The sequence below is a fragment of the Rhizobium sp. LjRoot254 genome, assembly GCF_964254105.1.
Lineage (GTDB): Bacteria > Pseudomonadota > Alphaproteobacteria > Rhizobiales > Rhizobiaceae > Rhizobium_E.
The window spans coordinates 5548297-5573555 of sequence record NZ_CAXUSM020000001.1; the positions used below are offsets into that span (position 1 = coordinate 5548297).

At 62.0% G+C, this 25259-nt stretch carries 23 protein-coding genes; 6 read left to right on the forward strand and 17 right to left on the reverse strand.

Features of this window, described 5'->3' with window-relative positions:
* Positions 1 to 107 precede the first annotated feature (107 nt).
* Entirely contained in the window at positions 108 to 563 is a 456-nt protein-coding gene (locus tag ACSQ26_RS27430) for a MarR family winged helix-turn-helix transcriptional regulator (protein WP_436015492.1), read from the forward strand.
* 30 nt (positions 564 to 593) lie between these two features.
* Here ACSQ26_RS27430 and ACSQ26_RS27435 read toward each other — a convergent pair whose 3' ends face one another.
* The 16 genes from ACSQ26_RS27435 to otnI all read right to left on the reverse strand — a co-directional run bounded on the left by ACSQ26_RS27435 (position 594) and on the right by otnI (position 19826).
* Complete coding sequence (locus ACSQ26_RS27435) at positions 594 to 1847, reverse strand: ABC transporter permease (RefSeq protein WP_436014594.1); 1254 nt, start codon at positions 1845 to 1847, stop codon at positions 594 to 596.
* Positions 1844 to 2533, reverse strand: a complete 690-nt coding sequence (locus tag ACSQ26_RS27440; protein ID WP_436014596.1) for an ABC transporter ATP-binding protein — start codon at positions 2531 to 2533, stop codon at positions 1844 to 1846. Before ACSQ26_RS27440 ends, ACSQ26_RS27435 begins: the two co-directional genes overlap by 4 nt.
* Before the next feature lie 4 nt (positions 2534 to 2537).
* Positions 2538 to 3005, reverse strand: coding sequence for a hypothetical protein (locus tag ACSQ26_RS27445; protein WP_436015493.1), 468 nt, complete (start codon positions 3003 to 3005; stop codon positions 2538 to 2540).
* Positions 3006 to 3093: 88 nt separating this feature from the next.
* Entirely contained in the window at positions 3094 to 4851 is a 1758-nt protein-coding gene (locus tag ACSQ26_RS27450) for an alkaline phosphatase (RefSeq protein WP_436014598.1), read from the reverse strand.
* A 149-nt stretch (positions 4852 to 5000) separates the two neighbouring features.
* On the reverse strand, positions 5001 to 6506 hold the full coding sequence (locus ACSQ26_RS27455; protein WP_436014600.1) for a tripartite tricarboxylate transporter permease: 1506 nt from the start codon (positions 6504 to 6506) through the stop codon (positions 5001 to 5003).
* A gap of 9 nt (positions 6507 to 6515) precedes the next feature.
* Positions 6516 to 6977: a tripartite tricarboxylate transporter TctB family protein gene (locus ACSQ26_RS27460; protein WP_436014602.1), complete on the reverse strand. Its 462-nt coding sequence runs from the start codon at positions 6975 to 6977 to the stop codon at positions 6516 to 6518.
* A 118-nt stretch (positions 6978 to 7095) separates the two neighbouring features.
* Positions 7096 to 8070: a tripartite tricarboxylate transporter substrate-binding protein gene (locus ACSQ26_RS27465; RefSeq protein WP_436014604.1), complete on the reverse strand. Its 975-nt coding sequence runs from the start codon at positions 8068 to 8070 to the stop codon at positions 7096 to 7098.
* 201 nt (positions 8071 to 8271) lie between these two features.
* The gene (locus ACSQ26_RS27470) at positions 8272 to 9630 is read right to left on the reverse strand and encodes a sigma-54-dependent transcriptional regulator (protein ID WP_436014606.1); all 1359 of its coding nucleotides are present in this window, start codon (positions 9628 to 9630) and stop codon (positions 8272 to 8274) included.
* Positions 9627 to 11420 (reverse strand): sensor histidine kinase, encoded by a 1794-nt coding sequence (locus ACSQ26_RS27475; protein ID WP_436014608.1) that lies wholly within the window; start codon positions 11418 to 11420, stop codon positions 9627 to 9629. The genes ACSQ26_RS27470 and ACSQ26_RS27475 overlap by 4 nt, the downstream gene beginning before the upstream one ends.
* An 86-nt stretch (positions 11421 to 11506) precedes the next feature.
* On the reverse strand, positions 11507 to 12592 hold the full coding sequence (locus ACSQ26_RS27480; protein WP_436015494.1) for an ABC transporter ATP-binding protein: 1086 nt from the start codon (positions 12590 to 12592) through the stop codon (positions 11507 to 11509).
* Between the two features lie 11 nt (positions 12593 to 12603).
* Entirely contained in the window at positions 12604 to 14520 is a 1917-nt protein-coding gene (locus ACSQ26_RS27485; RefSeq protein ID WP_436014610.1) for a glycoside hydrolase family 127 protein, read from the reverse strand.
* A gap of 23 nt (positions 14521 to 14543) precedes the next feature.
* Positions 14544 to 15428: a carbohydrate ABC transporter permease gene (locus tag ACSQ26_RS27490; RefSeq protein WP_436014612.1), complete on the reverse strand. Its 885-nt coding sequence runs from the start codon at positions 15426 to 15428 to the stop codon at positions 14544 to 14546.
* Positions 15425 to 16342 carry a carbohydrate ABC transporter permease gene (locus ACSQ26_RS27495; protein WP_436014614.1) on the reverse strand — a complete coding sequence of 306 codons (918 nt, stop codon included), beginning with the start codon at positions 16340 to 16342 and terminating at the stop codon, positions 15425 to 15427. The genes ACSQ26_RS27490 and ACSQ26_RS27495 overlap by 4 nt, the downstream gene beginning before the upstream one ends.
* Positions 16343 to 16658: 316 nt before the next feature.
* Positions 16659 to 17894, reverse strand: a complete 1236-nt coding sequence (locus ACSQ26_RS27500) for an ABC transporter substrate-binding protein (protein ID WP_436014616.1) — start codon at positions 17892 to 17894, stop codon at positions 16659 to 16661.
* Positions 17895 to 17945: 51 nt separating this feature from the next.
* Positions 17946 to 18947, reverse strand: coding sequence for a LacI family DNA-binding transcriptional regulator (locus ACSQ26_RS27505; protein ID WP_436015495.1), 1002 nt, complete (start codon positions 18945 to 18947; stop codon positions 17946 to 17948).
* Positions 18948 to 19049: 102 nt separating this feature from the next.
* On the reverse strand, positions 19050 to 19826 hold the full coding sequence (gene otnI, locus ACSQ26_RS27510; protein WP_436014618.1) for a 2-oxo-tetronate isomerase: 777 nt from the start codon (positions 19824 to 19826) through the stop codon (positions 19050 to 19052).
* 96 nt (positions 19827 to 19922) lie between these two features.
* Between otnI and ACSQ26_RS27515 the strand changes: the two genes are divergently transcribed.
* The 5 genes from ACSQ26_RS27515 (at position 19923) to ACSQ26_RS27535 (ending at position 24565) form a co-directional block, all read left to right on the forward strand.
* Positions 19923 to 20849 (forward strand): ArsR/SmtB family transcription factor, encoded by a 927-nt coding sequence (locus tag ACSQ26_RS27515; protein ID WP_436014620.1) that lies wholly within the window; start codon positions 19923 to 19925, stop codon positions 20847 to 20849.
* 188 nt (positions 20850 to 21037) lie between these two features.
* Positions 21038 to 21958, forward strand: coding sequence for a metal ABC transporter substrate-binding protein (locus ACSQ26_RS27520; RefSeq protein WP_436014622.1), 921 nt, complete (start codon positions 21038 to 21040; stop codon positions 21956 to 21958).
* Complete coding sequence (locus ACSQ26_RS27525) at positions 21955 to 22863, forward strand: manganese/iron ABC transporter ATP-binding protein (RefSeq protein WP_436014624.1); 909 nt, start codon at positions 21955 to 21957, stop codon at positions 22861 to 22863. The genes ACSQ26_RS27520 and ACSQ26_RS27525 overlap by 4 nt, the downstream gene beginning before the upstream one ends.
* A complete protein-coding gene (locus ACSQ26_RS27530) occupies positions 22863 to 23720 on the forward strand; it encodes a metal ABC transporter permease (protein ID WP_436014626.1) in 858 nt (285 codons plus the stop codon). Before ACSQ26_RS27525 ends, ACSQ26_RS27530 begins: the two co-directional genes overlap by 1 nt.
* A complete protein-coding gene (locus ACSQ26_RS27535; RefSeq protein ID WP_436014628.1) occupies positions 23717 to 24565 on the forward strand; it encodes a metal ABC transporter permease in 849 nt (282 codons plus the stop codon). Before ACSQ26_RS27530 ends, ACSQ26_RS27535 begins: the two co-directional genes overlap by 4 nt.
* Here ACSQ26_RS27535 and ACSQ26_RS27540 read toward each other — a convergent pair.
* On the reverse strand, positions 24562 to 25197 hold the full coding sequence (locus ACSQ26_RS27540; protein ID WP_436015496.1) for a GntR family transcriptional regulator: 636 nt from the start codon (positions 25195 to 25197) through the stop codon (positions 24562 to 24564). The two genes, ACSQ26_RS27535 and ACSQ26_RS27540, sit on opposite strands and share 4 nt — an antisense overlap.
* Positions 25198 to 25259 lie beyond the last annotated feature (62 nt).

Below are 25259 nucleotides of genomic sequence, written 5' to 3' on the forward strand. Positions count from 1 at the left end.
GAAACACGTGCCGTTTCACGGCATTACTTTAAGCTCAAACGAATCTCGTGATAGGACCAGGGTGCAGCAGCGTGGCGGTTGATCTGGAAATAGCTGTTCATGATCCGATGGATAGCAAGAAGCAGGAGCTGAGGGTCTGGCTCCGCATGCTTTCGACGACAAAGCTGATCTCGCAGGAGATTCGCCGTCGGCTGCGTGTGGAGTTCGGCGCGACGCTGCCGCAATTCGATCTGCTCGCGCAGCTTTATCGAGAGCCCGAGGGCTTGCGGCTGGGGGAAATCTCCAAGCGGACGATGGTGACGAACGGCAACATCACCGGCCTTGTCGCGCGGCTTGAAGAGGATGGCCTGATATTCCGGGAAACACCGGGCGATGACCGGCGTGTCACCGTGGCCCGCCTGACGGAGGCGGGACGCCTGGCATTCGCCGAAATGGCCCGCGCTCATGGGTTGTGGATCCACGAGCTGATGGCGGACATCGACCAGAGTGCAGTTTCCACGCTTATCCGCACTATGGATCAACTACAGAAGTCGGTCCGGAACCATCTTTCAGACGACGAGTGACATGACCGCAATCACGCGGAAACGCAGGCCTCATGCGCGGAGTGCGGCGGCGGGCGACTGGCGATAGGCGAAAATAGCGGGCATCGCCGAAATCAATGCAGCAAACAGCGTGAGGACGATGAGGAACGTCATATCCTCGGTGGCGAAACCGACCGGCATGCTGACGCCGCTACCCTCGGAAACGAGATCGGAGATGGCACGCGCGGCCGCATAGCCGAGAGCGAAGCCGAGTGCGATGCCGACAAGCACCAGGGCGAAGAGTTCGAGCCAGACAATGGCAAACAATGCGTGCCGGGGGGCACCGAATGCCCGGAGCGCACCGATCTGCCGCCGGCGCTGGCCGACATGCATGACGGTGACGAGCAGTAACGAGGCGGCGACCAAAACCTGTGAACCGGCCGCGACGGCGAACAACACGCGCTTGGCATCTCCGAGCGTCGCATAGAGTCGAGTCAGGACTTCGCCGGGGAAGACAGCGACAGTCGCGTTGGCGCGGTATTCCTGCCGCAGCTTGTAGGCGTCGGCGATCGTCTTCGGCTTCACGAGGATCGCCGGCAGGCCGGGCACTTCGGCGCCCCAATGCTCATCGATCGGTGCGTCCGCCTGCGCCTCATCATGGTGCTCATGGTCTACGTGCGTAGCTTCCGGCGTCTCGGCGTCGTGATCTTCGTGCTCTTCATGCCCCATGCCGTGGATGTGCCAGACGGCTTGGATCGGTACCAGAATGGCGCGATCCCAGGCGGTGCCGGTCGGCTTCAATCGACCCGAAATACGGTAGGCGAGTTCCGTGTGGGTTTGGCCGCCCTCTTCGGCGGTGCCGTGCATGGGTTTGATCTCGTCGCCGAGCGCGAGATCGACATTGGTGCCGATGATCGCCTCGCCTTCCTTCGCGAAGACCGTGCCCTCGGCCAGTCCGTCGGCGAGCTTGGCGACCAGCACCGTGGTCGTGCCGACGATCGGGTAGCCCTCGAAGGAATCTCCGAAGCCGATGGGTGCCGCCCAGGCAACACGCGGGTCGGCGGCAAGTTTGGTGAGCACCGCGCCATCCATCAGCGGCAGGGGCGAAGCCTGCAGGAAGACCGAGGAAAGAACCAGCTGGTTCTCGCTGCCGGCTGCGCCGATCACCAGATCGAACTTGTCGGCGGCATGCGCACTGCCGAGGCGGAGCGCGCGCTCCTGCAAGGTCACGGCGACGCCGAGCGCAACGGCCAGCGCCACGATCAGCACGATGACGGCCGAGCCGATCCAGTATTTGCGGAGATCGGCGATGATGAAACGGATCATGCCGCGGCCTCCAGGGCAGTGCTATCGCTGATGATCCGGCCGGCATTGAAGGTGATCCGGCGCGACAGGCGACCGGTCAGCCGGGTATCGTGGGAGACGACGATCAACGTGGTGTTTTCCTGGTCCGCGAGCTCGATCAGGAGTGAGCCGACGGCCTCGCCGCTCTCGACGTCAAGGCTGGCCGTGGGTTCATCGGCGACGATGACGCCGGGTTTGCGCAGCAATGCGCGGGCGACGGCGACGCGCTGCATCTCGCCGCGCGACATGGTCTCGATCGGCTGATCGGGACGGGAGAGCCCGGTGCGTCTTAGGAGTTCGTGCGCGCGTTTGACGATATCGGACGATGCGGCACCGGCGAGCCGGGCCGGCAGCAAAATATTGTCGAGTGCGGAGAGGCCGGGGAAAAGATGGAAATCCTGCATGATCAGGCCGACATTCGTCGCGCGCCAGCGGTCGCGCCGGCTCTCGGATAGGGTGGCGATGTCGGTGCCGCGCCAGTCGATCGTTCCCTGGCGGGTGCGTTCGAGGCCGGTGATGATGTTGACGAAGGTGCTCTTGCCGGAGCCGGACGCGCCGGTGATGGCCACGCGGCCGCCGGCAGGAATTGCCAGCTCATCGATGGCGAGCACCGGGGCGGGGAGACCTGGATAAGATACGGATATCTCGGTGAGGCTGAGCGACAGCATCGGCTCAGACAGCCCAATAATTGGCGCCGCGCAGGCGCAGGCGGCTGAGAAAGCCGGTTTCGGGATCGGTCCAGGAGCCGACTTCCAGCGTGCCTGATACATCGATGCGGGTGCCGGGCTGCACGAATGTCTGTTTCTCGTCGAGATAGATCACAACGATATTGTCGGGCCAGTCGGAATCGGTCGAGCAGAACGGGCAGATCGACATGGGTATTTCGGTCAGCACGAAGAATTTCGCTTCGGCCTTGAGCGGCGGCGCCATGAAGCCGCTCATCTGGACCTGACTGCCGGCGAGGGCCTTGACCTTGGCGGAATATTCGAGGCCCAGCACGCTGATTTTGCCGTAGAGTTCATCGAAGGTGAGCGGTGTCGGTGCAGCGCGGGTGGTGCTTGCGGATACCACGAGCGGGGCGGCGACAAGAGTGGTGAGGAAGCCACGACGGTCGAGCCGTGAATCGAGAATTGCGTTTATCCCCGCGCCAATCGACATGGTCATCTCCTTCGTCTGAAATACGATTTCCGGGCGGCTTGCACCGCCCGGAAAATAGCCCAGGAATGGATTACATATTCTTTTCAGAGCCGAGTGCAAAGGCATCGGCGAGAACCCTGTAGACGTCGCTCTCTTCCATGTAGCCCTTGAACAGCTCGGCGCCTGGGCCGGTCGCCTGCAGCACAACGTCGTCCACGGCATGGACGGCGCTGTCGGCGGTACGCGGCATGTTGCCAACGCGAAGCACAGCGCCGGGGATGTCCTTGTAGGCCGGATTGGCGACGTATTCGTCCTTCTCGTTCTTGATCGCGGGCTCGAACGGGCCATCCATCTTCGGGCGGAAGGTCTCGTAATAATCCGGGAAGTTGCTTGAGAAGGTGGCAAGGCGGCGGGTCACATCGACCTTGTCGGGGAAGCCGTCGCCGTTCTTGTCTTCATAGTTCGGGAAGCCGGCTTCGGCATAGGTGCCGACCTTTTCACGCATTTCGGTGCCCGGCTTTTCGTCATCGACGGTGCCGATGATCGAGACGCCGTGGGTGTGGTCGCCGGTGACGACGATCAGCGTGTCCGGATGGGTCCTGGCGAATTCGCGGGCCATGCCGACGACCTGGTCGAACTCGATGGTATCATAGAAGGCACGGTCCCAGTCCATCGGGTGGGACATCTTGTCGATCGAAGAGCCCTCGATCATCAGGAAGAAGCCTTCCGGATTCTTGGAGAGTTCGTCGAGCGCGACCTTGGTCATGTCCTTGAGGCCCGGCTGGTTCGGGAATTTCTCGACGCTGCCTTTCTTGAGGAAGTCGCGGTCGAGCGTCACGTCCATGTTGCCGGTGTGGAACAGGCCGAGGATCTTGCCGGTATTGGTCTTGGCAGCCGCCTCGAGTTCGGTCTTATCGGTCGCCAGTGCGTAGCCGGCATCCTTGAACAGGGCGATATAGTCCTTGTCGTCCTTGCGCTTGGAACCGGGAACGTCCTTGCCGAGGAAGTAGGCGGAACCACCGCCCAGGATCACATCCGGCTTGACGTCGTAGATCATGCCGACGATGTCGGCCTTGTCGCCGCGCTTGCGGGTATGGGCCACGACCGCGGCCGGCGTCGCGTCTTCAATTTCGGAGGTGGCGACGACGCCGATCGACTTCTTGGTCGTGCGGCGGATCGCTTCGGCAATTGTTTCGACGCGCGGATCGTCGAGAGTGGCCGGGGTCCGGTCGGCATAGACGCCGAGCGCGTTGATCGCGGTCTTGTGGCCGGTCATGTAGGCCGACATGGTGTTGGCAGAGTCCGTCGCGATCGAGTCGGTGGCAGACGTGCCGATGAAGGCCATGTGATCAAGGTCGTCCATATTGAGGCGGCCATTGGCCTTGCCCTCGGTCATGCCCTTGGACATGATGCGGGCGCCGGTGCGATGCGCGACCGAGAGACCGTCGGCGAGCAGGAAGATCACGTTCTTGGCCTTCGGCGTGGCGGAGGTGGCGTATACATCCCATGTCACGGTCTTGGTCTGAGCACCAGCAGTCACTTCGACCTTGTAGGCGCCAGCCGTGGCGATCTTGGCGCCGCGCAGGATGACGGCGGAACCGAGGCTCTTGTCTTCCTTGCCCTTTTCGTCGGCGATGAACTCATAATCGGCACCGAAAGCGGTCTTCGCATCCTGGCCATTGATGGTGATCTTCACATCTTCCGGCTTTACGGTGCCTTCGAGCTCGACCTTGAAGTCGAACGGCGAGCCGACGAGGATCGTCGCGCGATCCAGCGGATAGACGGTGGTGGCGTGAGCAGCGCCAGCCAGCATGGTGGCGGCGGCAAGGGCGGCTAGAAATGTGCGCATGGGAATCCTCGCGGGTTCGGAAGTTCACTTTACGGGCCGTGATTAGCGATCCGCCATGACACATGGATGACACGCGGATGACAAGAAATGAATGAGCCCGGCAGTGATGCCGGGCTCAACTTATCATGACTTATGCGCCGCGCCCGCGATCATTCCTCCTCCTGGAACACCTCTTCGCGTTTGGACCTGATGCTCGGCAGGAACACGATGATCAGGATCAACGCTGCGAGCAGGAGCAGGCCGGCGCTGATTGGGCGCGTCACGAAGGTCGCGGCGTTTCCATGCGACAGGATCATCGCCCGGCGGAGATTTTCCTCGAGCAGCGGCCCAAGCACGAAGCCGAGCAGCAGCGGCGCCGGCTCGCAGCGGAGTTTCACCAAGACGTATCCGATGAAGCCGAAGAAGGCGACCGAGTAGAGATCGAAGACGTTGGATTTGACACTGTAGACCCCGATCGAGCAGAAGGCCATGATGATGGGGAAGAGCACGAAGTAAGGCACTTTGAGCAGCCTCACCCAGAGCCCGATCAGCGGCAGGTTGAGGATGACGAGCATCAGGTTGCCGATCCACATCGAGGCGATGATGCCCCAGAACAGCGACGGCTGTTCGATCGCCACGTTGGGGCCCGGCACGATCCCTTTGATGATCATCGCGCCGATCATCAGCGCCATGACGGGATTGGCCGGGATGCCGAGCGTGAGGAGCGGGATGAACGAGGTCTGCGCGCCGGCATTGTTGGCCGATTCAGGTCCGGCGACGCCTTCGATGGCGCCATGGCCGAATTCCTGCGGGTTTTTCGACAGCTTCTTCTCGACGGTGTAGGAGGCGAAAGCCGCGAGGATCGCGCCGCCGCCAGGCAAGATGCCGAGGATCGAGCCGATGCCGGTGCCACGCAGGATGGGCCAGGCCATGCGCCGGAAATCCTCTCGCGTCGGCATCAGGCCCTCGACCTTGTTGAGGAGCACGGATCGGCCCCTCTCGTTTTCGAGATTGCGCAGGATCTCGGCGACGCCGAAGACACCCACGGCAACGGCGACGAAGTTCAGCCCATCAGCGAACTCGTTGATGCCGAGCGTGAAACGGGGTGCGCCGGTATAGATGTCGCTGCCGGCAAGGCCGAGCAGCAGGCCGAGGATGAGCATGGCGAGCGCCTTGACGATCGAACCATGGGCGAGCGCGACCGACATGACGAGGCCGACGACCATCAGCGAGAAATATTCGGCGGCGCCGAATTCCAAGGCCACCGCCGTCAGTGGCGGCGCGAAGATCGCGACGAGGAAGGTCGAGACCGTGCCAGCGAAGAACGAGCCGAGCGCCGCCGTGGCGAGCGCGACGCCGGCACGGCCCTTGCGCGCCATCTGGTAGCCATCGATCGCTGTCACCGCGGATGATGATTCCCCCGGCATGTTGATCAGGATGGCCGTGGTCGAGCCGCCATACTGGGCGCCGTAATAGATGCCGGCGAGCATGATGAGCGAAGAGACCGGAGAGAGCTGGAAGGTGATCGGCAGCAGCATGGCGATGGTTGCGGTGGCGCCGATGCCGGGGAGCACGCCGATCAGCGTGCCGAGCAGGACGCCGATCAGACAGAACATCAGGTTTTCGGGCGACATTGCGGTCGCAAAGCCGAGCCAGAGATTGTCAAAGAGTTCCATGATCGCCTCCTAAAACCTGACCCAGGGGCCGAAACGCTCGAAGGGCAGGCCGAGCGCATAGCTGAAGACGGCGACGGAGAAGATGGTGACCGCGGTCGAGAGGATCAGCGCGCCGAGCGGGGTCATGCGTTCGGATGCGAAGCAGGCGATGAAGGCCGTGATGAACAGGGACGGTACGAAGCCCAGGCCGCGCACCGTCAGGCCGAAGAACACTGGCGCCGGCAGGATGAACAGCATGCCGCGCCACGCGAGATGGCCGATGGGCTCGCCTTCCCCACGGAACGACTGGACGAGGATGACCACGCCGAGAAGAACCAGCAATCCGCCGAGCAGCAGCGGAAAATAGCCGGGGCCCATGCGGACGGCGGTGCCCAGTTCCAAGCCGAGCGACTGTACCACGAAGAACAGGCCGGCGCCGATGAAGACGATACCGCAAAGCGCATTCGTCCGGTCGAATGAAAGATTGTTCATGATGTCCCCAGCGATTGGTCCCGGCCGGGAGTATCCGGTGGGACGCATTGCACTTCACCGGCGGCCTTCCCCGCCTATGGGGCGGGAAAGGCGACGGAGACGAAGCTGCTATCGGCGCTTAGTCGGCATATTGGCCGGCCGCTTCGATGATCGGCTTCCAGCGGGTGATTTCGCTTTCGAGCTTGGCCTTGAGGGCTTCAGGTGTCACATCGGCATCGGGGGATGGCGCGGTGCCAAGTTCGGCGAAGCGTGCCGCGACATTCGGGTCCTTCAATGCCTTCTTGAGCGAGGCGTTGAGCTTGTCGATCGCTTCCTTGGGCGTGCCCTTCGGCATGTAGACGCCGTGCCAGATGCCGACCTGGAAGTCCTTCAGGCCGCCTTCGACCGCGGTGGGCAGATCGGGGAAGATGTCGAGACGCTTGGCCGAAGTCACGGCGTAGGCCTTGATCGTGCCGCCCTGGATCTGCTTGGCTGTATTGGTGGTCTGGTCGCACATGATATCGACCTGGCCGCCGAGAAGGTCGGTCATCGCCGGGCCGGTGCCCTTGTAGGGAACGGTGACGAGCGGCGTCTGGATGGCGCTCATGAACATCATGCCGCAGAGATGCGAGGCGGCGCCGAGGCCGGCATTGGCGACGGTGATCTTGTCGGCGTTGGCTTTCACATAGTCGACCAGGCCCTTGAGGTCGGTCGGCTCGAAATCCTTGCGCGCGACGATGGTCATCGGCACGTCGGTGACGAGGCCGACATAATCGAAGGCTTCGAGCGGCTTGTAAGCCAGGTTGCGGTAGAGCGTGGCTGATGTCGCCATGCCGATATGGTGGAGCAGAACCGTGTAGCCATCCGGATCGGAACTCGCGACACGGCCGGCACCGAGCGTTCCGCCGGCACCGCCGACATTTTCGACGATGACCTGCTGGCCGAGATCCTTCGACATGGATTCGGCGACAAGGCGCGCGACCGTATCGGTCGGCCCGCCGGCCGCGAAGGGCACGACCATGGTGATGGTGCGTTCAGGGTATTCGGCATTGGCTGCGCCCGCGATAAGGGTTGCAGCGAGTGCGGTGGCGGCGAAGAGAGATTTGAAAAGCATCTATGGGTTCCTCCCGTCAAGATGTCTGCCAGCCGGCAAGGCTCCTCCCATGCCGATCGTGGATGGCTCATTGTTTCGTAAGCAGAGGGTTGCGCAACTGCGGAGGCCACAAAAAGCGCAGCCGGCTGATGTTTAGGCGTCGCCATGGGTGGAAATGGCCTCAATAGGCAAAGAGGGTGTGTGGAAATCCACCCATCCAGCTTAGCCGTCTTCCGGCTCGCCGATGCCAAGCCGCTTGTCTAGGCCATATTTCTGCATCTTCTCGTAGAGCGTCTTGCGCGATATGCCGAGCTGTTCGTAGACGGGTTTCAGGCTGCCGCCATGGGCGGCGATGGTGCTGGCGATGATCTGGCGTTCGAACGCGCCGACCTTGTCGGCGAGGCGGATGTTTTCCCTCTCGTCGTCCGACGCGGCGGAGCCCATTCGCATATCGAGCCCCAGCGCCAGCCGATCGGCGGCATTGCGCAGTTCCCGGACATTGCCGGGCCAATCCCGCTCGGCAATGTCGGATATCACCTCCGGCGGCACATCCATCGGCTCTCGCCCATATCGGGCGGATGCCTCTCGGACGAGCTGAAGGAAGAGCAGGGGGACGTCCGCCTGTCGCTGAGCCAGGGATGGCACGCGTAGGGTTGCGACGTTGAGGCGGTAGAGCAGGTCCGGCCGGAAACGCCCGGCGGCGACCTCCGCCTCCAGATCGACCTTGCTCGTGGCAATGAAGCGCACGTCAAGCGCCACGCTCTCGTTCGAGCCGAGGCGGGTGATGGTGCGCTCCTGCAGGACACGCAGGAATTTCGCCTGCAGGTCGATAGGCAGCGAGCCGATCTCGTCGAGCAGGATTGTGCCGCCCCGGCCGTGCTCGAACTTGCCGTAGCGCGGCCGCATGGCGCCGGGAAAGGCGCCGGCCTCGTGGCCGAAGAGCTCGCTTTCGATCAGCGTTTCGGGCAGTGCTGCGCAATTGATGACGATGAACGGCCGGCCGGCGCGGGCGCTGATATCGTGCAGAGCGAGCGCCACGACTTCCTTGCCTGTACCGGTATCGCCGATGATCAGTGTATCGGCATCCGTGGCGCCGATCGCGCGGAGGCGGTAGCGCAGGTCCACCATGATGGGCGTACGGCCGGGTAGCCGCACCTCGATATCGTCGCGTTTGCCGGCGGCCGCGCGCAGACGGCGGTTTTCCAGCACCAGCGCGCGCCGGTCCATCGCGCGGCCGATGATGCCGGCGAGTACCGGCGCGGCAAACGGCTTTTCGAGGAAATCATAGGCGCCCTCGCGCATTGCCTTGACTGCAAGCTGGACGTCTCCATGGCCGGTGACGAGGATGACGGGGATGTCATGATCGATCTCGCGGATGCGCTGGAGCAGCGTCATCCCATCCATGCCCTCCATGCGGATATCGCTGACGACGACGCCTGAGAAGCCGTAGCTGATACGGGTCAGCACATCCTCGGCGGTGGCGAAGGGTTCGACTTTCAGGTCCTGCAATTCCAGCGCCTGGGCGGTCGCCAGACGCAGTTCCTCTTCGTCATCGACGAGCAGGACGGTCGGATCACTCATTCCGCAGCCTCGCGGGCTTCGGTTGCCGGATCGAGCTCGATCCTGAACACCGCGCCGCCTTCCGGGTGGTTCGAAACGACGAGATGGCCGCCGAAATCCTTGATGATGTTGTAGGAGATCGAGAGGCCGAGCCCCAGTCCGGCGCCGACCTTCTTGGTGGTGAAGAAGGGATCGAAGATGCGCTCGACGATCGCCGGCGGCACACCGGGGCCGTGATCCCTGATCTCGATCACCACCCGTTCGCCTGCGCGCTCCGCCGAGACATGGATGCGGCGATCGCCGAGGCCTTCGACAGCATCGGCGGCGTTGGAGATGATGTTGACCAGTACCTGCTGCAGCCGGACCGATCCCGCCTTGACCATCAATGAGGGGGCAAGCTGGCTGACGAGCTCGGCCTTCGCGGAGGCAAGGCGCGTCGAGACAATTTCGAGCGTGTCGTGCAGCACGTCCTCGACCGCGACCGCGCCGAGCTTCTCGTTCGGCTTGCGGGCGAAGTTGCGCAGGTGCCGGCTGATCGAGGCCATGCGATCGATGAGGTTGGAGATGCGGCGGAGATTGTCCTGCGCCTCATCCGTCCGCTTGCGGTCGATGAGCAATGCGGCGCTGTCGGCGTAGGTCTTGGCCGCCGCCAGCGGCTGGTTGAGCTCGTGGGAGAGCGCCGCCGACATCTGGCCAAGACCGGCGAGCTTGCCAGCCTGGACGAGATCGGCCTGGGTCTTGTGCAGTTGGCGGTTGACGCGGGCGAGGTCTGCAGTGCGCTCCCCGACGCGCCGTTCGAGCTCCGCCTTGGCGCTTATATCGGATTGCATCTGTTCCTTCAGCCGCGCGCGCCGCTGCAACATCACGGTAAGTACGACACCGGCGAGGGTGAGAAACAGCAGCAGCGCCACGATGGTGGTGCGCGCCTGGGAATGGACGGATCGCGTGTCCAGCAGCACGCTGACGGTCCAGTCTGCCTCGCGCATATATTGCGAAAGCACCAGATATTCCGCGCCGTTCTCGGCGCTGTCGATCGTCATCAGGGCGTGATCGGCCATTTGCGAGCGACGGACAGCCAATTCCTTCAGCACCGCATCGGAATAGCGGCGGGAGGCCGCCGTGCGCTCAAGACGCTCCTTCGTCAGCGGCATGATGCCGGAATAGAGCCAGGCGGGACTGCCCGACATGAAGACGATGCCTTCCGGATCGTGGACGATGATCTTGTATTCGCCGCCACGCCATGAGGTTTCGATCGCATCGATATCGACCTTGAAGACGATGACGCCCGCGACCTTGCCCGCGAGCTTGACCGGCGAGGCGAAATAATAGCCGCGCTTGGCCGAGGTGGTGCCGAGCGCATAGAAGCGTGCCTGATGCCCCTCCGCCGCACGCTGGAAATACGGCCGGTAGCTGAAATTCTCGCCGACGAAACTCGTCGGCTCATTATAATTGCTGGCGGCGATGGTCTCGCCATCCAGCGTCATGACGTAGATGTCCGACGAGCGCAGCAGCGCGTTGATTTCCTTGAGATAGAGATTGGCGGCGTCGCGAAGCGCCGGATCGTGGGGTTTTGAAATGAGTTCCTTGATGTTGTCGTGGTCGGCGATCAGTGCAGGAAGTGGCTCGTAGCGCTTGAGCTGGCCCGACAGAGCCGAGACCGCCAGCCTGAGCGCGCTGTTGGCCTGAAGCGAGGCTTCGTTCATGAAATGCACGGTCGCGAACGGAATGCCCCAGCCGACGACGAAGATCGCCGCGGCAAGCAGCACGCCGATAAGCGCGAGAATGCTTCGATGTGCGTTCCTCAGGTTCACTCTCCCACGGAGCGGCGACGGCCGTTCTCAATCCGCCCTAAGGATTGCAGATTGCGGGCGTCTTTCCAAGTGTGGGCGCGAAGGACCTATCGCAGCCGTTCACCGGTGGTGGCGAAGAAGCGGCGGCGATCGAGTGGTGCCGTCAGATGAAGGATCTCGCCGGGTGCGATATCCGGGCCGTCGCGCTGTTCGACGGTGAGGTTCTGGCCGTCGTCGAGCTGGCAATAGAGGAAGCGGTTACCGCCGAGATATTCGGAGAAATCCACCTTGGCCTTGATAGTATCCGGCCCGGCTGCCGTGACCGTCATGTGCTCGGGCCGCATGCCGAGCAGGAGCTTGCCGCCCGGCATCAGGCCCAAGGCATCAATTGGCGCGTCCACCGTGGTGCCCGAGATGCTGACCTTGCCGTCGCCCGCCCATTCGGCTTCGAGCAGGTTCATCCGGGGCGAGCCGATGAAGCCGGCGACGAAGACATTGGCCGGATCCTCATAGACCTGACGTGGCGTGCCGACCTGTTCGACCTTGCCGTCGCGCAGCACGACGATCTTATCGGCCAGCGTCATTGCCTCGGTCTGGTCGTGGGTGACGTAGATCATGGTGTTGCCAAGCTGCCGGTGCAGGCGGGCGATCTCGATGCGCATCGAGACCCGCAGTTCGGCATCGAGATTGGAAAGAGGCTCGTCAAACAGAAAGACATCCGGCTCGCGCACGATTGCCCGGCCGATGGCGACACGTTGGCGCTGGCCGCCGGAAAGCTGGCCCGGACGGCGATCGAGCAGCGGATCGATCTTGAGGATACCGGAGGCATGAGCGACCCGCCGCTCGATCTCGGCCTGCGGCGTGTTCGCCATCTTGAGCCCGAAGGCGAGGTTTTCGCGCACGCTCATATGCGGGTATAGCGCATAGGACTGGAACACCATGGCGATGCCGCGATCGGATGGATCGAGATCGGTAACATCGCGGCCCTTGATGGCGATCTCGCCGTCCGTCACCTCTTCGAGCCCCGCGATCATGCGCAGCAGTGTGGACTTGCCACAGCCGGACGGGCCGACGAAGACGACGAATTCGCCTTCGCCGACGGTCAGGTCGATGCCGTGGATGACTTCCAGGCTGCCGTAATTCTTGCGCACATCGTGGAGCGCAACGCTGGTGCTGTTCATCCCGTTCGCCATCAGCATGGAACCTATTTCTCCGACTGCACCCAGACCAGCATTTCGCCGGGCGCGCGGTTGTCCCAGAGATGATAGGGCACGAAACGCGCCATGTCTTTCACCCGTTTTGCCGGCGCATTGCGGTAGAGCGATTTGCCCCAATCCGAACCGTCCTCGCGCTCGACCGGAAGATCGACTGCCACGGCATTGTGGAGGTCGTCCAGAACGAGGGTTTCCGCCGCAGGAAGATCGGCGGGCAGGACGATGGCGCTGAGATCCTGGCCATTGTCCGTGGTCTCGACGCAATAGACGAGCGGGCCGCGCATAAGTGCCACGCGGCCGGCATCCTGTCGGACCTTGGGGTTGGCATATTGCGGCCGGAGCGCCAGTGGCAGGTAGAGCGCGACCCGGTCGCCATCGGCCCATTCACGCTCGATGCGCGCATAGCCATCGGTAACATTGGCAGCCAGATCGACCATGGTGCCGTTGACGCTGAGCGTGGCGCCGTCCGCCCATTCTGGAATGCGGAGGGACAGCGCAAAGCGCGCCGTTTCCGCAAGCTCCGTCGTGAAGGCAATGGTGCCTTCCCAGGGATAGTTTGTCGTCTGCTTAAGCGTCACCTTGGCGCCATTTGCGAGTTCGCAGCGCAGCGTGCTCTCGCCATAAAGATGCACAGCGATTTCATCGTCTGAGGCCGCATACATATAGGAGCCGATCGAGGTGACGAGGCGCGCGATATTCGGCGGGCAGCAGGGGCAGTGATGCCAGGTCCAGCGATGGTGCTTGCCGGCACTCTCCAACGGGTTGTCGTAGAAGAAGGTCTTGCCGTCGATCGCAAGGCCGGGCAGCGCGCCGTTGTAGAGCGCCTGTTCCATGATGTCGGCATAGCGGCGGTCCGGGCCGCGACCGAGCATGCGGTTGGCCCAGAAGACGAGGCCGACCGAGGCGCAGGTCTCGGCATAGGCGGTCTCGTTGGGCAGGTCGAAATAATCGGTGAAGCCTTCGTTGCTGGCCGAGGGGCCGATACCGCCGGTGATGTACATCTGCTTGGTGACGACGTCGTCCCACAGCGCCTCGAGCGCCTCGGTCAGGCTATCGTCCTTGTATTCGGTGGCGATGTCGGCCATTCCCGAATAGAGATACATGGCGCGGACGGCGTGGCCCACGACCTTGCGCTGGTCGCGGACGGGCTGATGCGCCTGGCCGTATTCATAGGTCTTCTGGATGAAGTTCGCCGGGTCGCGGCCGTCCCTGATCGCCTCGGCGGTGAAGAATTTCGGCTCGGTGCCGCGCTCGTCGATGAAGTATTTCGAGAGTTCGAGATACTTCTTCTCGCCGGTCACACGGGCGAGCTTGACCAGCGCCAGCTCGATCTCTTCATGGCCGCAATAGCCGGGGATCTGACCTTCGCCGTGGCCGAAGATGGTGATCATGTAATCGGCATAACGGCACATGATGTCGAGCAGCTTGCGCTTGCCCGTGGCCTGGTAATAGGCGACGGCGGCCTCCATGAGGTGGCCGGCGCAGTAGAGTTCGTGATGGTCGCGCAGGTTTGTCCAGCGGCGATCCGGCTGGACGCGCTGGAACCAGGCGTTGAGGTAGCCGTCCTTGTCCTGCAGCCGCTCGTACATGTCGATGATCGCATCGGCGCGCGCTTCGAGCCTGGGATTGGGCTTGCGGTAGAGCGAATAGGCGATGGTCTCGATCGACTTGCCGAGATCGGAATCCCAAAACATCTGCGTCGTGCCGCCCCAGGGCTGGATCGGGATGACGACGCCGGGGCTCGGCTGGTTGACGTCGATCGCCTTGATCATGCCGGCCGCCTCGCAACGGTCGAGCAGGATCTCGGCTGTGGAGTCGCTCACGGCATCCTGCCATTTGCCCCAGAACCCGCCGAGATCGACATCTGGAACGGCAACGGGGCGGAACTGGCGGTCTCTCTTGCTCATATCAGTGCATCCATTCTGAAGGTTCATTTCACCGCGCCGGCCATCAGCCCGCGCATGTAATAGCGTTGGAGGAGGAGGAAGACGAAGAGGCAGGGCACGACCATGACGGCCACGCCGGCCTGTACCGCGCCCCAGTTGATCGCCCCGAGGCGCCCGGCGCGCACGGCGGTCATCAGCACCGGCAGCGTGTAATTCTCGTTGCTGGACAGCAGGATCAGGGCTGCGAAGAATTCGTTCCAGGCATTGAGGAAGGCGAAGATCGAGACCGTGGCAATACCTGGCATGACCAGCGGCAGCAGGACACGGACCAGCAGGCGCAAATCTCGCGCGCCGTCGATGCGGGCCGCTTCCTCAATCTCCTTCGGCACCGCATCGAAGGCGTTGCGCATCATGAAGACCGAGAAGGGAAGCTGCAGCGTCACATAGACCAGCATCAGCCCGAACAGGGAATTGTTGAGCCCGAGCTTGGCGAGGATGATGAACAGCGGCGTCAGGATCGACTGGAACGGGATCATCAGCGTGGCGATGATGAGCACGAAGAACACGTTCTTGAAGCGGAACCGATAGCGCGAGAAGCCGTAGCCGGCGAGCACGCTGACGGCGACCGTCAGCAGCACCGTGCCGATGGAAACGACGAGCGAATTGATCGTATGCTGCCAGATGCCGGAGCCAAAGCCATCAAGCGCCCGATAGGCATCGATACTGATGCCCGATGTCGGCCAGGGTGGCAGCGGTGGCAAGCTCGATTCCTGGTTGGTCCGGAAGGATGCGAGCAGCGTGATGACGAAGGGCGCGAGAAAGAAGAAGCACGTGCCGATGCCGATGCCGTGATAGGCGATCCTGTCCCACAGCGCCTTGCGGGCGCGGGTCTCGCGGCGGGTATCGAGTGTCGTCGCTGGCGTGCTCATGGGCGTTCGTCTCCGACACGCAGCAGCCAGAGCTGAACCACGCTGATCGCCATCAGGATCGCCAGCAGCATGATCGACAAGGCCGCGCCATAACCGAGATTGAAGGACACGAAGGACTGGTTGAAAATGTAGTAGACGACCGAGATCATCTTGTTCTGGGGGCCGCCCGAGGTCATGATGTAGAACTGGTCGAAGGCAAGGATCGAGCCGGTGACCGACAGGATCAGCGCCAGCGCCAGCGTGCGGCGCATCAGCGGCAAAGTGAGATAGCGGAAGCGCTGCCAGCGCCTGGCGCCATCGATGCGGGCCGCTTCCGAGAGTTCGGTGGGTATCGCCTGCAATCCGGTCAGCAGGATGATCATGGTGAAGCCGGCGATCTTCCACACCACCATGACGATGATGGTGAGGAAAGCCGTGTCGAACTTCGCGAGAAGATTGAGCCGTCCCGTCGTCAATCCCAGCATCTGGAATAGCGGCGCGAACAGGCCGCTATCGACATTGGCGAGCCACACCCACAGCAGCGAGGCCGATGCCAGCCCGACGACGACGGGCAGGAAGATGATCGTGCGATATGTCGAGACCAATGGCCTCTGTTTCTCGACGAAGATCGCCAAGGGAAAGGCGATGACGAAAATCGCGACGGTGACGATGATCGTGTAATAGGCGGTGAAACCCAAGGCGGAGAAGAAGCGCGTGTCGCTCAGCATCCTTGTGTAGTTCGAGCCCCAATTGAAGACCGGCACGCCGAGCAGCGGCCATTTATGAAAGCTCATCCACACGGTGAACAGCACCGGCGCCACGAAGAACATCAGCACGAGCGCCATGGCTGGGGCGATATAGGCGAGCCCGCGCCAACCTGAATTGCGCCGGGGGCGGCGCTTGGACGTTGTTGATGCGATGGCTGTGAACGTCATGATCCGACTGGCCCTGCGATGCGGTCAAAGGGAAAGGCGTGACAGCGCAACACGCTCCCGCTTCTCCCCTTGGGGAGAAGGTGGCCGAAGGCCGGATGAGGGGTTCTCACAAACGTCGCATATGACGCTGAGAACCCCTCATCGCCTCGCATACGCTCGGCACTTCTCCCCAAGGGGAGAAGAGGGAGCCAGGCGTTGGCGCCGGTGTCCCACGCACAATGAGAGGGTCTGCAACGGTTCAGCATGTCCAAGTCCGCAATGAGCCAAGGGGAGATCCGGGAATGCCCATGGCACTCCCGGAACAACTTCTTGACGCTTACTGTGCAGCGTCGATGATCGACTGCATTTCCGCTTGCGCGTTGGCGAATGCGCCATCGACATCGTCGCCATAGATCGCTGCGTTGATGAAGGTGGCCCAGGGGCCGTTCGACGAATTGATCAGGTCGTTGAACTGCAGAGTATAGGGCGTCTTGGCGACCGCGATCGCCTCGATGCCGACCTTCAGGCGCGGATCAAGGCCTTCCAGCACCTGGTCGGCGATGTCGCCGCGGGTGGGAAGGCTGCCATACTTGGCCAGGATCTTCTGCCCCTCGAGCGAATAGGTATATTCGAGGAATTTCTTGACCGTTTCGAGCTTTGGCGTGCCCTTGGTGACGACGAAGTTATCGCCGCCGGCGAAGGACGAAGGCTTGCCATCGACGCCCGGGATCAGCGTTACCCCGAAATTGATCTCCGGATGCTGGGTCACCAGCGTGCCGATGGCAAAGGCGCCGAGGCTCTGCTGGCCGATCTTGCCATTGGTGAAGGTCAGGAAGTTCACACCGTTGTCGCTCTGCGAACCCGCTGGCACCGTGTCCTTGGCCACAAGGTTGCGGTAGATCTCGACGGCCTTGCGCATTTGCGGCGTATCGAGCGTCGCGGTCTTACTGTCGGCGGACAGGATATCCGCGCCGGCGCCCCAGGTCAGCGGGGTGAAGGTGAAGATCATGCAGCCGCCGCAGCCGCCGCCGGAGAAATAGAAGCCATAGGTGTCGCCGCCGAGTGCGCGGATCTTCTCGGCATTGGCGGTGATTTCCTCCCAGGTCGTCGGCGCCTTTTCAGGGTCGAGGCCGGCCTTCTTGTAGAGGTCCTTGTTCCAGGCGAAGATCGAGGTCTCGACCGAGAGCGGCAAGCCGTAGATCTTGTCCTCGTACGTGCCGAGTTTGACATGCGAGGGCGAGAGCGAATTGAAATAGGGTAGCGCCTTGGCCCAGTCGCTGAGATCCTCGAGTTGACCGGCCGCCGCGAAGGCGGGCGTGTAGATCAGGTCGAGCGACAGCGCATCCGGCGCCTGACCGCCGGCGATGGCGGTCGCGTATTTCTGCACCAGTTCGGCGAAGGGCACTTCGGTCATCTCGACCGTATCGCCGCCCTTGGTATTATAGGCCTTGACGACTTCCTTGAAGGAATCGCCGATGCCGGATCGCACCCACATATTGATCGTCTCGGCCGAGGCCGAGCTGATCATGACGGCCGAAAGCAGGGCCGTTGCCGCCAGTAATCTCTTCAACATTGTCATTCCTCCCATGTTTGGGGTTGCGTCCTCCCGCACCCCTTCTTCCAGCTAGATTCGTTTGCCTCCGCAGGAATCGCGGACGACGAGTTTGCAGGGCAGGCGGCGCAGGCCGTGTTCCACGGTCCTGCCTTCGGCGAGGGCCAACACCATCAGCCCTGCCTGCCTGCCGAGTTCCTTGAGGTTCATGTCCACCGTGGTGAGCGGCGGGCGGGTCTGATCGGCGACGATCTCCCAATTGTCGAAGCCGATGACCGAGACGTCGGTGGGAACGTTGGCGCCACGTTCGCGCAACGCATCGACCACGCCGCGCGCGATCTGGTCGTTGCCGCAGAAAATGCCATCCGGCTTTTCGCCGGCGCCGTTCCAGATGCTGGCAATGGCTTCGTGACCCCAGGTCTCGGACCATGTGCCATGCATGACGGTGGCGTCCTTGCCCGCGACCTGGCGGAATGCATCGGCACGTTCGCCAACGGACATGAAGCTCGTCGGGCCCGTAATATGGACGAGGCGTCTCCGCCCCAGCTTCAACAGCCATTCCGTCGCGAGCACCGCGCCGTGGCCATCGTCGGAGGTCAATGTTGCGCTGTCGGGGGCACCCTTTGTGAAGGCATAAACGACAGGCACCGGCAGGTGAGCGAGATCGACAGGGAGAGACTTGTCGATCCGCTTACCCGTCGCGATGATGCCGTCCACCTGTTTGTCCAGCATGGCATCGACATGGATCTTGGCGAGCGCGGGGTCGTCCTCGATCGCGCAGAGGAAAACCGAGACGCCGTGATCGACCAGCGCCTCTGAAATCCCGGCCATCACAGGCAGCGTGAAGCGCCCATAGGTGTCGTTGGTCAGGAGGCCCACGGTGAAGCTGCGATTGCTCAGCAATCCGCGAGCGAGCGCATTGGGCCGGAAGCCGATCTCGCCTGATATGCGCTTGACCCGTTCGCGGGTTTCGATGGCCATGCGGCCATTGCCGTTGAGCGCCTTGGACACGGTCGAAACGCTGACGCCGGCAGCCCTTGCCAGGTCATGAATGGTTACTCGACTGCCCTTGATGCGCTGCGCGTTCAGTGTGGTTTCCTCCCAAATCCAGGGTGAGAAAACCTTTTATCACTTCGCAAGTCAATATGAGAAAACGTTTTCTCAAAAATTTCACGTTTATGTCTTGTTTGCGCGCTCCAGCCATTCGAGCCCGTCGCGCGTGCTTCCGGCGGGACGGTATTCGCAGCCCACCCAGCCCGCATAGCTGAGCGCATCCAATGCTTCGAAGACCGCGAAATCATCGACCGTGCCGCTGCCGGGTTCGTTGCGGTTGGGCACGGAGGCGACCTGGACATGGCCGATCAGCGGCATCATCCTTTCGAGGGAAGCGATGACGCCGCCATGCAGGATCTCGCGATGATAGATGTCGAATTGCAGCTTGAGCGCGGGATGGGCGAGTTCCTCGATGAACGCGATGGCACGATCGAAGTGATTGAGAAAATAGCCCGGCATGTCGCGGGCGTTCAGCGGCTCGATAAGGAGGCCGATGCCGGCCTCGCCCGTCATATCGGCGGCAAAGCGCAGAGCGTCCCGGTACGAGGCGATTGCTACCGGGTCATCCGGCGATGCGATGCCGGCCATCATGTGAAGATTGGGTACCTTGAGGATACGGCCATAGCGCAGCGCCGTGGCGACCGATCGGCGGAACTCGTCGCGCCGCCCGGGCAGGGCTGCAAGTCCTCGATCGCCGGCATCCCAGTTGCCGGGCGGCATATTGAACAGAACTTGCCTGAGCCCGGCATTTTCGAGCTTGCGGGCGATTTCCTCCGGATCGAAATCGTAGGGAAACAGGAATTCGACGGCCTCGAAGCCGCACTCCGCGGCTTCGGCGAAGCGATCGAGGAACGGCAGCTCGTTGAACATCATGCTCAGATTGGCGGCAAAGCGCGGCATCTCATATTTCCCCGCATGCGGCCAGTTTGGCTGGGACATTGATCAAATCAGATTAGCTGATATAGAAGGTGGTCGCCACTCGAATTTCATATCAGAATGAGCCGCAATTTCCTGGTCATCGACCCCGAAGAAGACATCGCCGTTCTCAAGGGCCTCGCGTCGCATGGGCGGGTCCTGATGCTGAAGCTCCTGCATGAAAAGGGGCCGATGAATGTCAACGACATCGCCGCCGAACTGTCGCTGCCGCAATCGACCGTCTCCACCAATGTGCAGGTTCTCGAGGATGCCGGGCTGATCCGCACCGAGAACCGCAAGGCGCGCAAGGGCAGCCAGAAAATCTGCTATCCGACCGCCGAGGAAGTGCTGGTCGTTTTCAAAAGCGAGTATCGCCGCGTCAAGAACGATGCGATCGAAGTGTCGATGCCACTCGGGCTTTACACGAGTTTCGAAGTCACGGCGCCATGCGGCCTCTGTTCGCCGGATAGCATTATCGGCCTTCTCGATGTGCCGAATTCGTTCCTCGATCCGGACCGCATGAAGGCCGGGCTGGCCTGGTTTACCCGCGGCTATGTCGAGTACCAGTTTCCCAACAATGCCAAGCTCGCCAATGCCGATATCGCCGAGATCGAAGTGGCGATGGAACTGAGCTCGGAAGTGCCGGGCACCAGCGCAGACTGGCCATCCGACATTACGCTGACGATCAATGGCGTCGATGTCGGCACCTGGACCTCACCCGGCGATTTCGGCGATAAGCGCGGCGTCTTCACGCCTTCGTGGTGGAAGCTCAAGGGTTCGCAATACGGCAAGCTCAAGAACTGGCGGATCTCCAGCGACGGAACCTATGTCGATGGTGTCAGGATTTCCGAGGTCAGCCTCGATGCGCTCGATCTCAAGAGTCACCATTCGATCCGGGTGAGGATCGGCGTGAAGGAAAACGCCAAGCATCCCGGCGGGGTCAATATCTTCGGCAAGGGATTCGGGAACTACGACCAGGATATTGTCCTGCGCATCAAGACCGGGTGATTGCGGAACCGGGTTGATATCCGACATTGTGATGTAAATCATCGCTGACGATACTTTGGATACATGTCCGCGGCGGAACCTTATCGTTCGCTTTGCGTCTTCCTTCAATGAGAATGATTATCACTTGCACAGCTGCAACCTTTCTATTAATCCTGCTATTGCAACTTACTCGCAATAAGGGGAAGCTGGTGCTCGATAGGACAAGGCGGCATGTTCTTGCCGGGATGACAGGCGCTGCGTTTGCGTTGTTGATAAGCTTTACGCCGGCGGCGGCGGCGGAAAAATTCAAAGCGGTGACGACATTTACGGTCATCGCCGATATGGCGCGCAACGTTGCCGGCGATGCGGCGGTGGTGGAATCGATCACCAAGGCAGGCGCCGAAATTCATAATTACTCGCCGACGCCGGGCGATATCCAGCGGGCGCAGGGCGCTCAGCTTATTCTCTGGAATGGGTTGGGCCTGGAGCGCTGGTTCGAGAAGTTCTTCCAGAACCTCAGTGATGTGCCAGGTGCTGTCGTTTCCGACGGCGTCGAGCCGATGGGCATCAGCGAAGGCCCCTATGAGGGCAAACCCAACCCGCATGCCTGGATGTCGCCCAAGAATGCGCTGATCTATGTCGACAATATCAGAGATGCCTTCGTGAAATACGATCCGGCCAATGCCGAGACGTACAAAGCCAATGCCGAGGCCTATAAGAAGAAGATCCAGGCGACGGTCGCGCCGATCCGCGAGAAGCTCGCGACGATTCCCGAGGACAAGCGCTGGCTGGTTTCCAGCGAAGGCGCGTTTACCTATCTTGCCCGTGATTTCGGGATGAAGGAACTCTATCTCTGGCCGATCAATGCCGACCAGCAGGGCACGCCGCAGCAGGTGCGCAAGGTCATCGATGCGATCAGGGAGCACGGCATCGTCACCGTCTTCAGCGAGAGCACCGTGTCCGACAAGCCGGCGCAGCAAGTCGCGCGCGAGACCGGCATCCATTATGGCGGCGTGCTTTATGTCGACTCCCTCAGCGATGAAGCCGGGCCGGTGCCGACCTATGTCGATCTGCTGCGCGTGACCTCCGATACGATACAGAAGGGTCTGGCCGAGGGCCTGTCGCAATGAATGAAATGGCCTCCGATATCACGTCCGCAGCCGCATCTTCCGACACTGGGTCAGGCCTCGCCGTCCGGCATGCGACCGTTACCTATCGCAACGGCCTGACCGCGATCAAGGATGCCTCGTTCGAGATCCCGACCGGAACGATCACGGCGCTGGTCGGCGTCAACGGTTCGGGCAAATCGACGATATTCAAATCGATCATGGGGTTCGTTCGCCTCGCCAGGGGCGATATTTCCGTGCTCGGCATGCCGGTCGCGCAGGCGCTGAAGAAGAACCTCGTCGCCTATGTGCCGCAGGCCGAGGAGGTTGACTGGAACTTCCCGGTTCTCGTCGAGGACGTGGTGATGATGGGCCGCTACGGCCATATGGGGATGATGCGCATTGCCAAGGCCGCAGATCGCGAGGCGGTCGACAAGGCGCTCGCTCGCGTCGGCATGACCGACTATCGCAAGCGCCAGATCGGCGAACTCTCGGGCGGCCAGCGGAAGCGCGTTTTCCTCGCCCGTGCACTGGCGCAGGACGGGCGGGTGATCCTGCTCGACGAGCCCTTCACCGGCGTCGACGTCAAGACCGAGGATGCCATCATCGCGCTTCTGCGCGCGCTACGCGACGAGGGCCGCGTGATGCTGGTCTCAACCCACAATCTCGGCAGTGTGCCGGAATTCTGCGACCGGACGGTGCTGGTCAAGGGAACTGTGCTTGCCTATGGCCCGACCTCCGAGGTCTTCACCCAGGCCAATCTCGAGAGCGCCTTTGGCGGCGTGCTGCGTCATTTCGTGCTCGGCCATGCCGATAGCGAGGCGCCCTATCCATTCGGCCTGTTTACCGATGACGAACGGCCGCTGGTGCTCCAGGGCGGCAAGGCCGTGCCACGCGAAAAGGCGGAGACGGCCGAGGATCAAGGCTGATGGAGGTCCTGCTCGAACCCTTCGGCTACAATTACATGATCAACGCCATGTGGGTCTCTGCGCTGGTCGGCGGCGTGTGTGCGTTTCTCTCCTGCTATCTGATGCTCAAAGGCTGGTCCTTGATCGGGGACGCGCTTTCGCATTCGATCGTTCCGGGCGTTGCCGGCGCCTATATGCTCGGCCTGCCGTTCTCCATCGGCGCGTTCTTTGCCGGCGGTCTGGCGGCAGCAGCGATGGTGTTCCTCAACCAGCGCACCAAGCTGAAGGAAGACGCGATCATCGGCCTGATCTTCTCCTCCTTCTTCGGGCTGGGGCTTTTCATGGTGTCGCTGTCGCCGACCTCGGTCAATATCCAGACTATCGTGCTCGGCAACATCCTGGCGATCACACCCGAGGATACGTTGCAACTCGCGATCATCGGATTCGTCTCGCTGGCGATACTGCTGGTCAAGTGGAAGGACCTGATGGTGGCGTTCTTCGATGAGAACCACGCACGTTCGATCGGCCTCAATCCGACGGCGCTGCGCGTGATGTTCTTCGCATTGCTGGCGGCTTCGACGGTGGCGGCGTTGCAGACGGTGGGCGCATTCCTGGTGATCTGCATGGTGGTGACGCCGGGCGCCACAGCCTACCTGTTGACCGATCGGTTCCCGCGCCTGCTGGTGATCGCCGTGGTGATCGGGACCCTGACGAGCTCTATCGGCGCCTATGCCAGTTATTTTCTCGATGGCGCCACGGGTGGCATTATCGTCGTGCTGCAGACGCTGATTTTTCTCATCGCCTTCTTCTTTGCCCCCAAGCACGGCATGCTGGCGGCACGCCGTCGTGCGGCCGAAGCGCTGGAGCCCGGCCAATGACCATTATCGATACGCTGCTCGCGCCCTTCCAGTTCCCGTTCATGATCAATGCTCTGGTCATATCGGTTCTGATCGCGGTGCCCACGGCGCTACTGTCGTGCTTCCTCGTGCTCAAGGGCTGGTCGCTGTTGGGTGACGCGATCAGCCACGCCGTATTTCCCGGCGTGGTCATCGCCTATATCGTCGGGTTTCCCTATGCGATCGGCGCGTTTGTGGCGGGCATGATCTGCGCGGTCGCCACTGGCTTTCTCAAGGATAATAGCCGTATCAAGCAGGATACGGTGATGGGCGTGGTGTTTTCCGGCATGTTCGGCCTGGGGCTGGTGCTCTATGTCAAGATCCAGTCCGACGTCCATCTCGACCATATCCTGTTCGGCGACATGCTGGGCGTGCAATGGGCCGATATCGCGCAGGCCGCCGCGATTGCTCTCGTCACGGCGGGTGTGATCGGCATCAAATGGCGGGATTTCCTGCTGCATGCCTTCGATCCCGCACAGGCGCGCGCCGTGGGCCTGCGGGTCGGCCTGCTGCATTACGGCCTGCTCTGCCTGATTTCATTGACCGTGGTGGGGGCATTGCAGGCGGTGGGCATCATTCTCGTCATCGCCATGCTGATCGCGCCCGGCGCGATCGCCTTCCTGTTGACGCGGCAGTTCAGCACGATGCTCATCCTGTCGGTCGTCATCGCCGTTACCGCTTCGGTGGCCGGCATTTATCTTTCGTTCTTCATCGACAGCGCGCCGGCACCGACGATCGTGCTGATCCTGGCAGGGATCTTTATTGGCGCCTTCGTGGTCGTAACGCGCCGGGCGGCCGGGGCCGAGGCCGGCGAAGCCAAGAGCTAGATCAGGCCGAGACTGCGCTGCATGGCCGCCTGGAAATGGGCGTCGAGCGCTGATTCCGCGCGATCGGCATCGCGCTTGCGGCAGGCTTCGACGATCTCGACATGTTCCTTCAATGTCCGGAGCACGATGGGGGCGGTGAGCTTGCGGTCGAGACGGAGCAGCCGGAGATAATTGTGCATGCGGCGGTAGCTGCTTTCAATCAGTGGGTTGCGCAGGATGCCGATCACGGCATTGTGCAGCAGCCGTTCGAGCTCTTCCATCTCGAGGAGGTCAGCTGTGGTCAGGCCGTTCGAGGCGATCGTTTCGATCAAATCCTTGTGGCGGCGGCCCATCGCGACGATCAAATCCTCATCGCCTTCTTCAGCAAATATGCGCACCGCCGCACGCTCCAAAATCAAGCGAAACTGGTAGGTTGCCCGCGTCAGTTCGAAGCCGGGCCGGACGAATTGGATGCCTGATCGCGGATGGATAGTGAGGATGCCTTCAGCCTCCAGAACGCGCAGTGCGTCCCTCAGCGGCGCCACTGGAACATCAACGATTTCAGACAGTTCGCCTTGCGAGACGAAAGAGCCTGCCTGGACCTTTCGCTCGAACAGGGCTTCGAGCACGCGCTCGTAAGCGAGGTCGCTCATGCGCTGCGACGGGATCGGGTCATCATCGACCGAGGCGAGTTTTTTCTTGCGGACCACTTGCA

Coding starts and splice junctions, on each gene's coding strand:
- ACSQ26_RS27430 (WP_436015492.1), top strand. CDS start 108: ATGGATAGCAAGAAGCAGGAGCTGAGGGTCTGGCTCCGCATGCTTTCG.
- ACSQ26_RS27435 (WP_436014594.1), bottom strand. CDS start 1,847: ATGATCCGTTTCATCATCGCCGATCTCCGCAAATACTGGATCGGCTCG.
- ACSQ26_RS27440 (WP_436014596.1), bottom strand. CDS start 2,533: ATGCTGTCGCTCAGCCTCACCGAGATATCCGTATCTTATCCAGGTCTC.
- ACSQ26_RS27450 (WP_436014598.1), bottom strand. CDS start 4,851: ATGCGCACATTTCTAGCCGCCCTTGCCGCCGCCACCATGCTGGCTGGC.
- ACSQ26_RS27455 (WP_436014600.1), bottom strand. CDS start 6,506: ATGGAACTCTTTGACAATCTCTGGCTCGGCTTTGCGACCGCAATGTCG.
- ACSQ26_RS27460 (WP_436014602.1), bottom strand. CDS start 6,977: ATGAACAATCTTTCATTCGACCGGACGAATGCGCTTTGCGGTATCGTC.
- ACSQ26_RS27465 (WP_436014604.1), bottom strand. CDS start 8,070: ATGCTTTTCAAATCTCTCTTCGCCGCCACCGCACTCGCTGCAACCCTT.
- ACSQ26_RS27470 (WP_436014606.1), bottom strand. CDS start 9,630: ATGAGTGATCCGACCGTCCTGCTCGTCGATGACGAAGAGGAACTGCGT.
- ACSQ26_RS27480 (WP_436015494.1), bottom strand. CDS start 12,592: ATGGCGAACGGGATGAACAGCACCAGCGTTGCGCTCCACGATGTGCGC.
- ACSQ26_RS27485 (WP_436014610.1), bottom strand. CDS start 14,520: ATGAGCAAGAGAGACCGCCAGTTCCGCCCCGTTGCCGTTCCAGATGTC.
- ACSQ26_RS27490 (WP_436014612.1), bottom strand. CDS start 15,428: ATGAGCACGCCAGCGACGACACTCGATACCCGCCGCGAGACCCGCGCC.
- ACSQ26_RS27495 (WP_436014614.1), bottom strand. CDS start 16,342: ATGACGTTCACAGCCATCGCATCAACAACGTCCAAGCGCCGCCCCCGG.
- ACSQ26_RS27500 (WP_436014616.1), bottom strand. CDS start 17,894: ATGTTGAAGAGATTACTGGCGGCAACGGCCCTGCTTTCGGCCGTCATG.
- otnI (WP_436014618.1), bottom strand. CDS start 19,826: ATGCCGCGCTTTGCCGCCAATCTGAGCATGATGTTCAACGAGCTGCCG.
- ACSQ26_RS27515 (WP_436014620.1), top strand. CDS start 19,923: ATGAGCCGCAATTTCCTGGTCATCGACCCCGAAGAAGACATCGCCGTT.
- ACSQ26_RS27525 (WP_436014624.1), top strand. CDS start 21,955: ATGAATGAAATGGCCTCCGATATCACGTCCGCAGCCGCATCTTCCGAC.
- ACSQ26_RS27530 (WP_436014626.1), top strand. CDS start 22,863: ATGGAGGTCCTGCTCGAACCCTTCGGCTACAATTACATGATCAACGCC.
- ACSQ26_RS27535 (WP_436014628.1), top strand. CDS start 23,717: ATGACCATTATCGATACGCTGCTCGCGCCCTTCCAGTTCCCGTTCATG.
- ACSQ26_RS27540 (WP_436015496.1), bottom strand. CDS start 25,197: ATGAGCGACCTCGCTTACGAGCGCGTGCTCGAAGCCCTGTTCGAGCGA.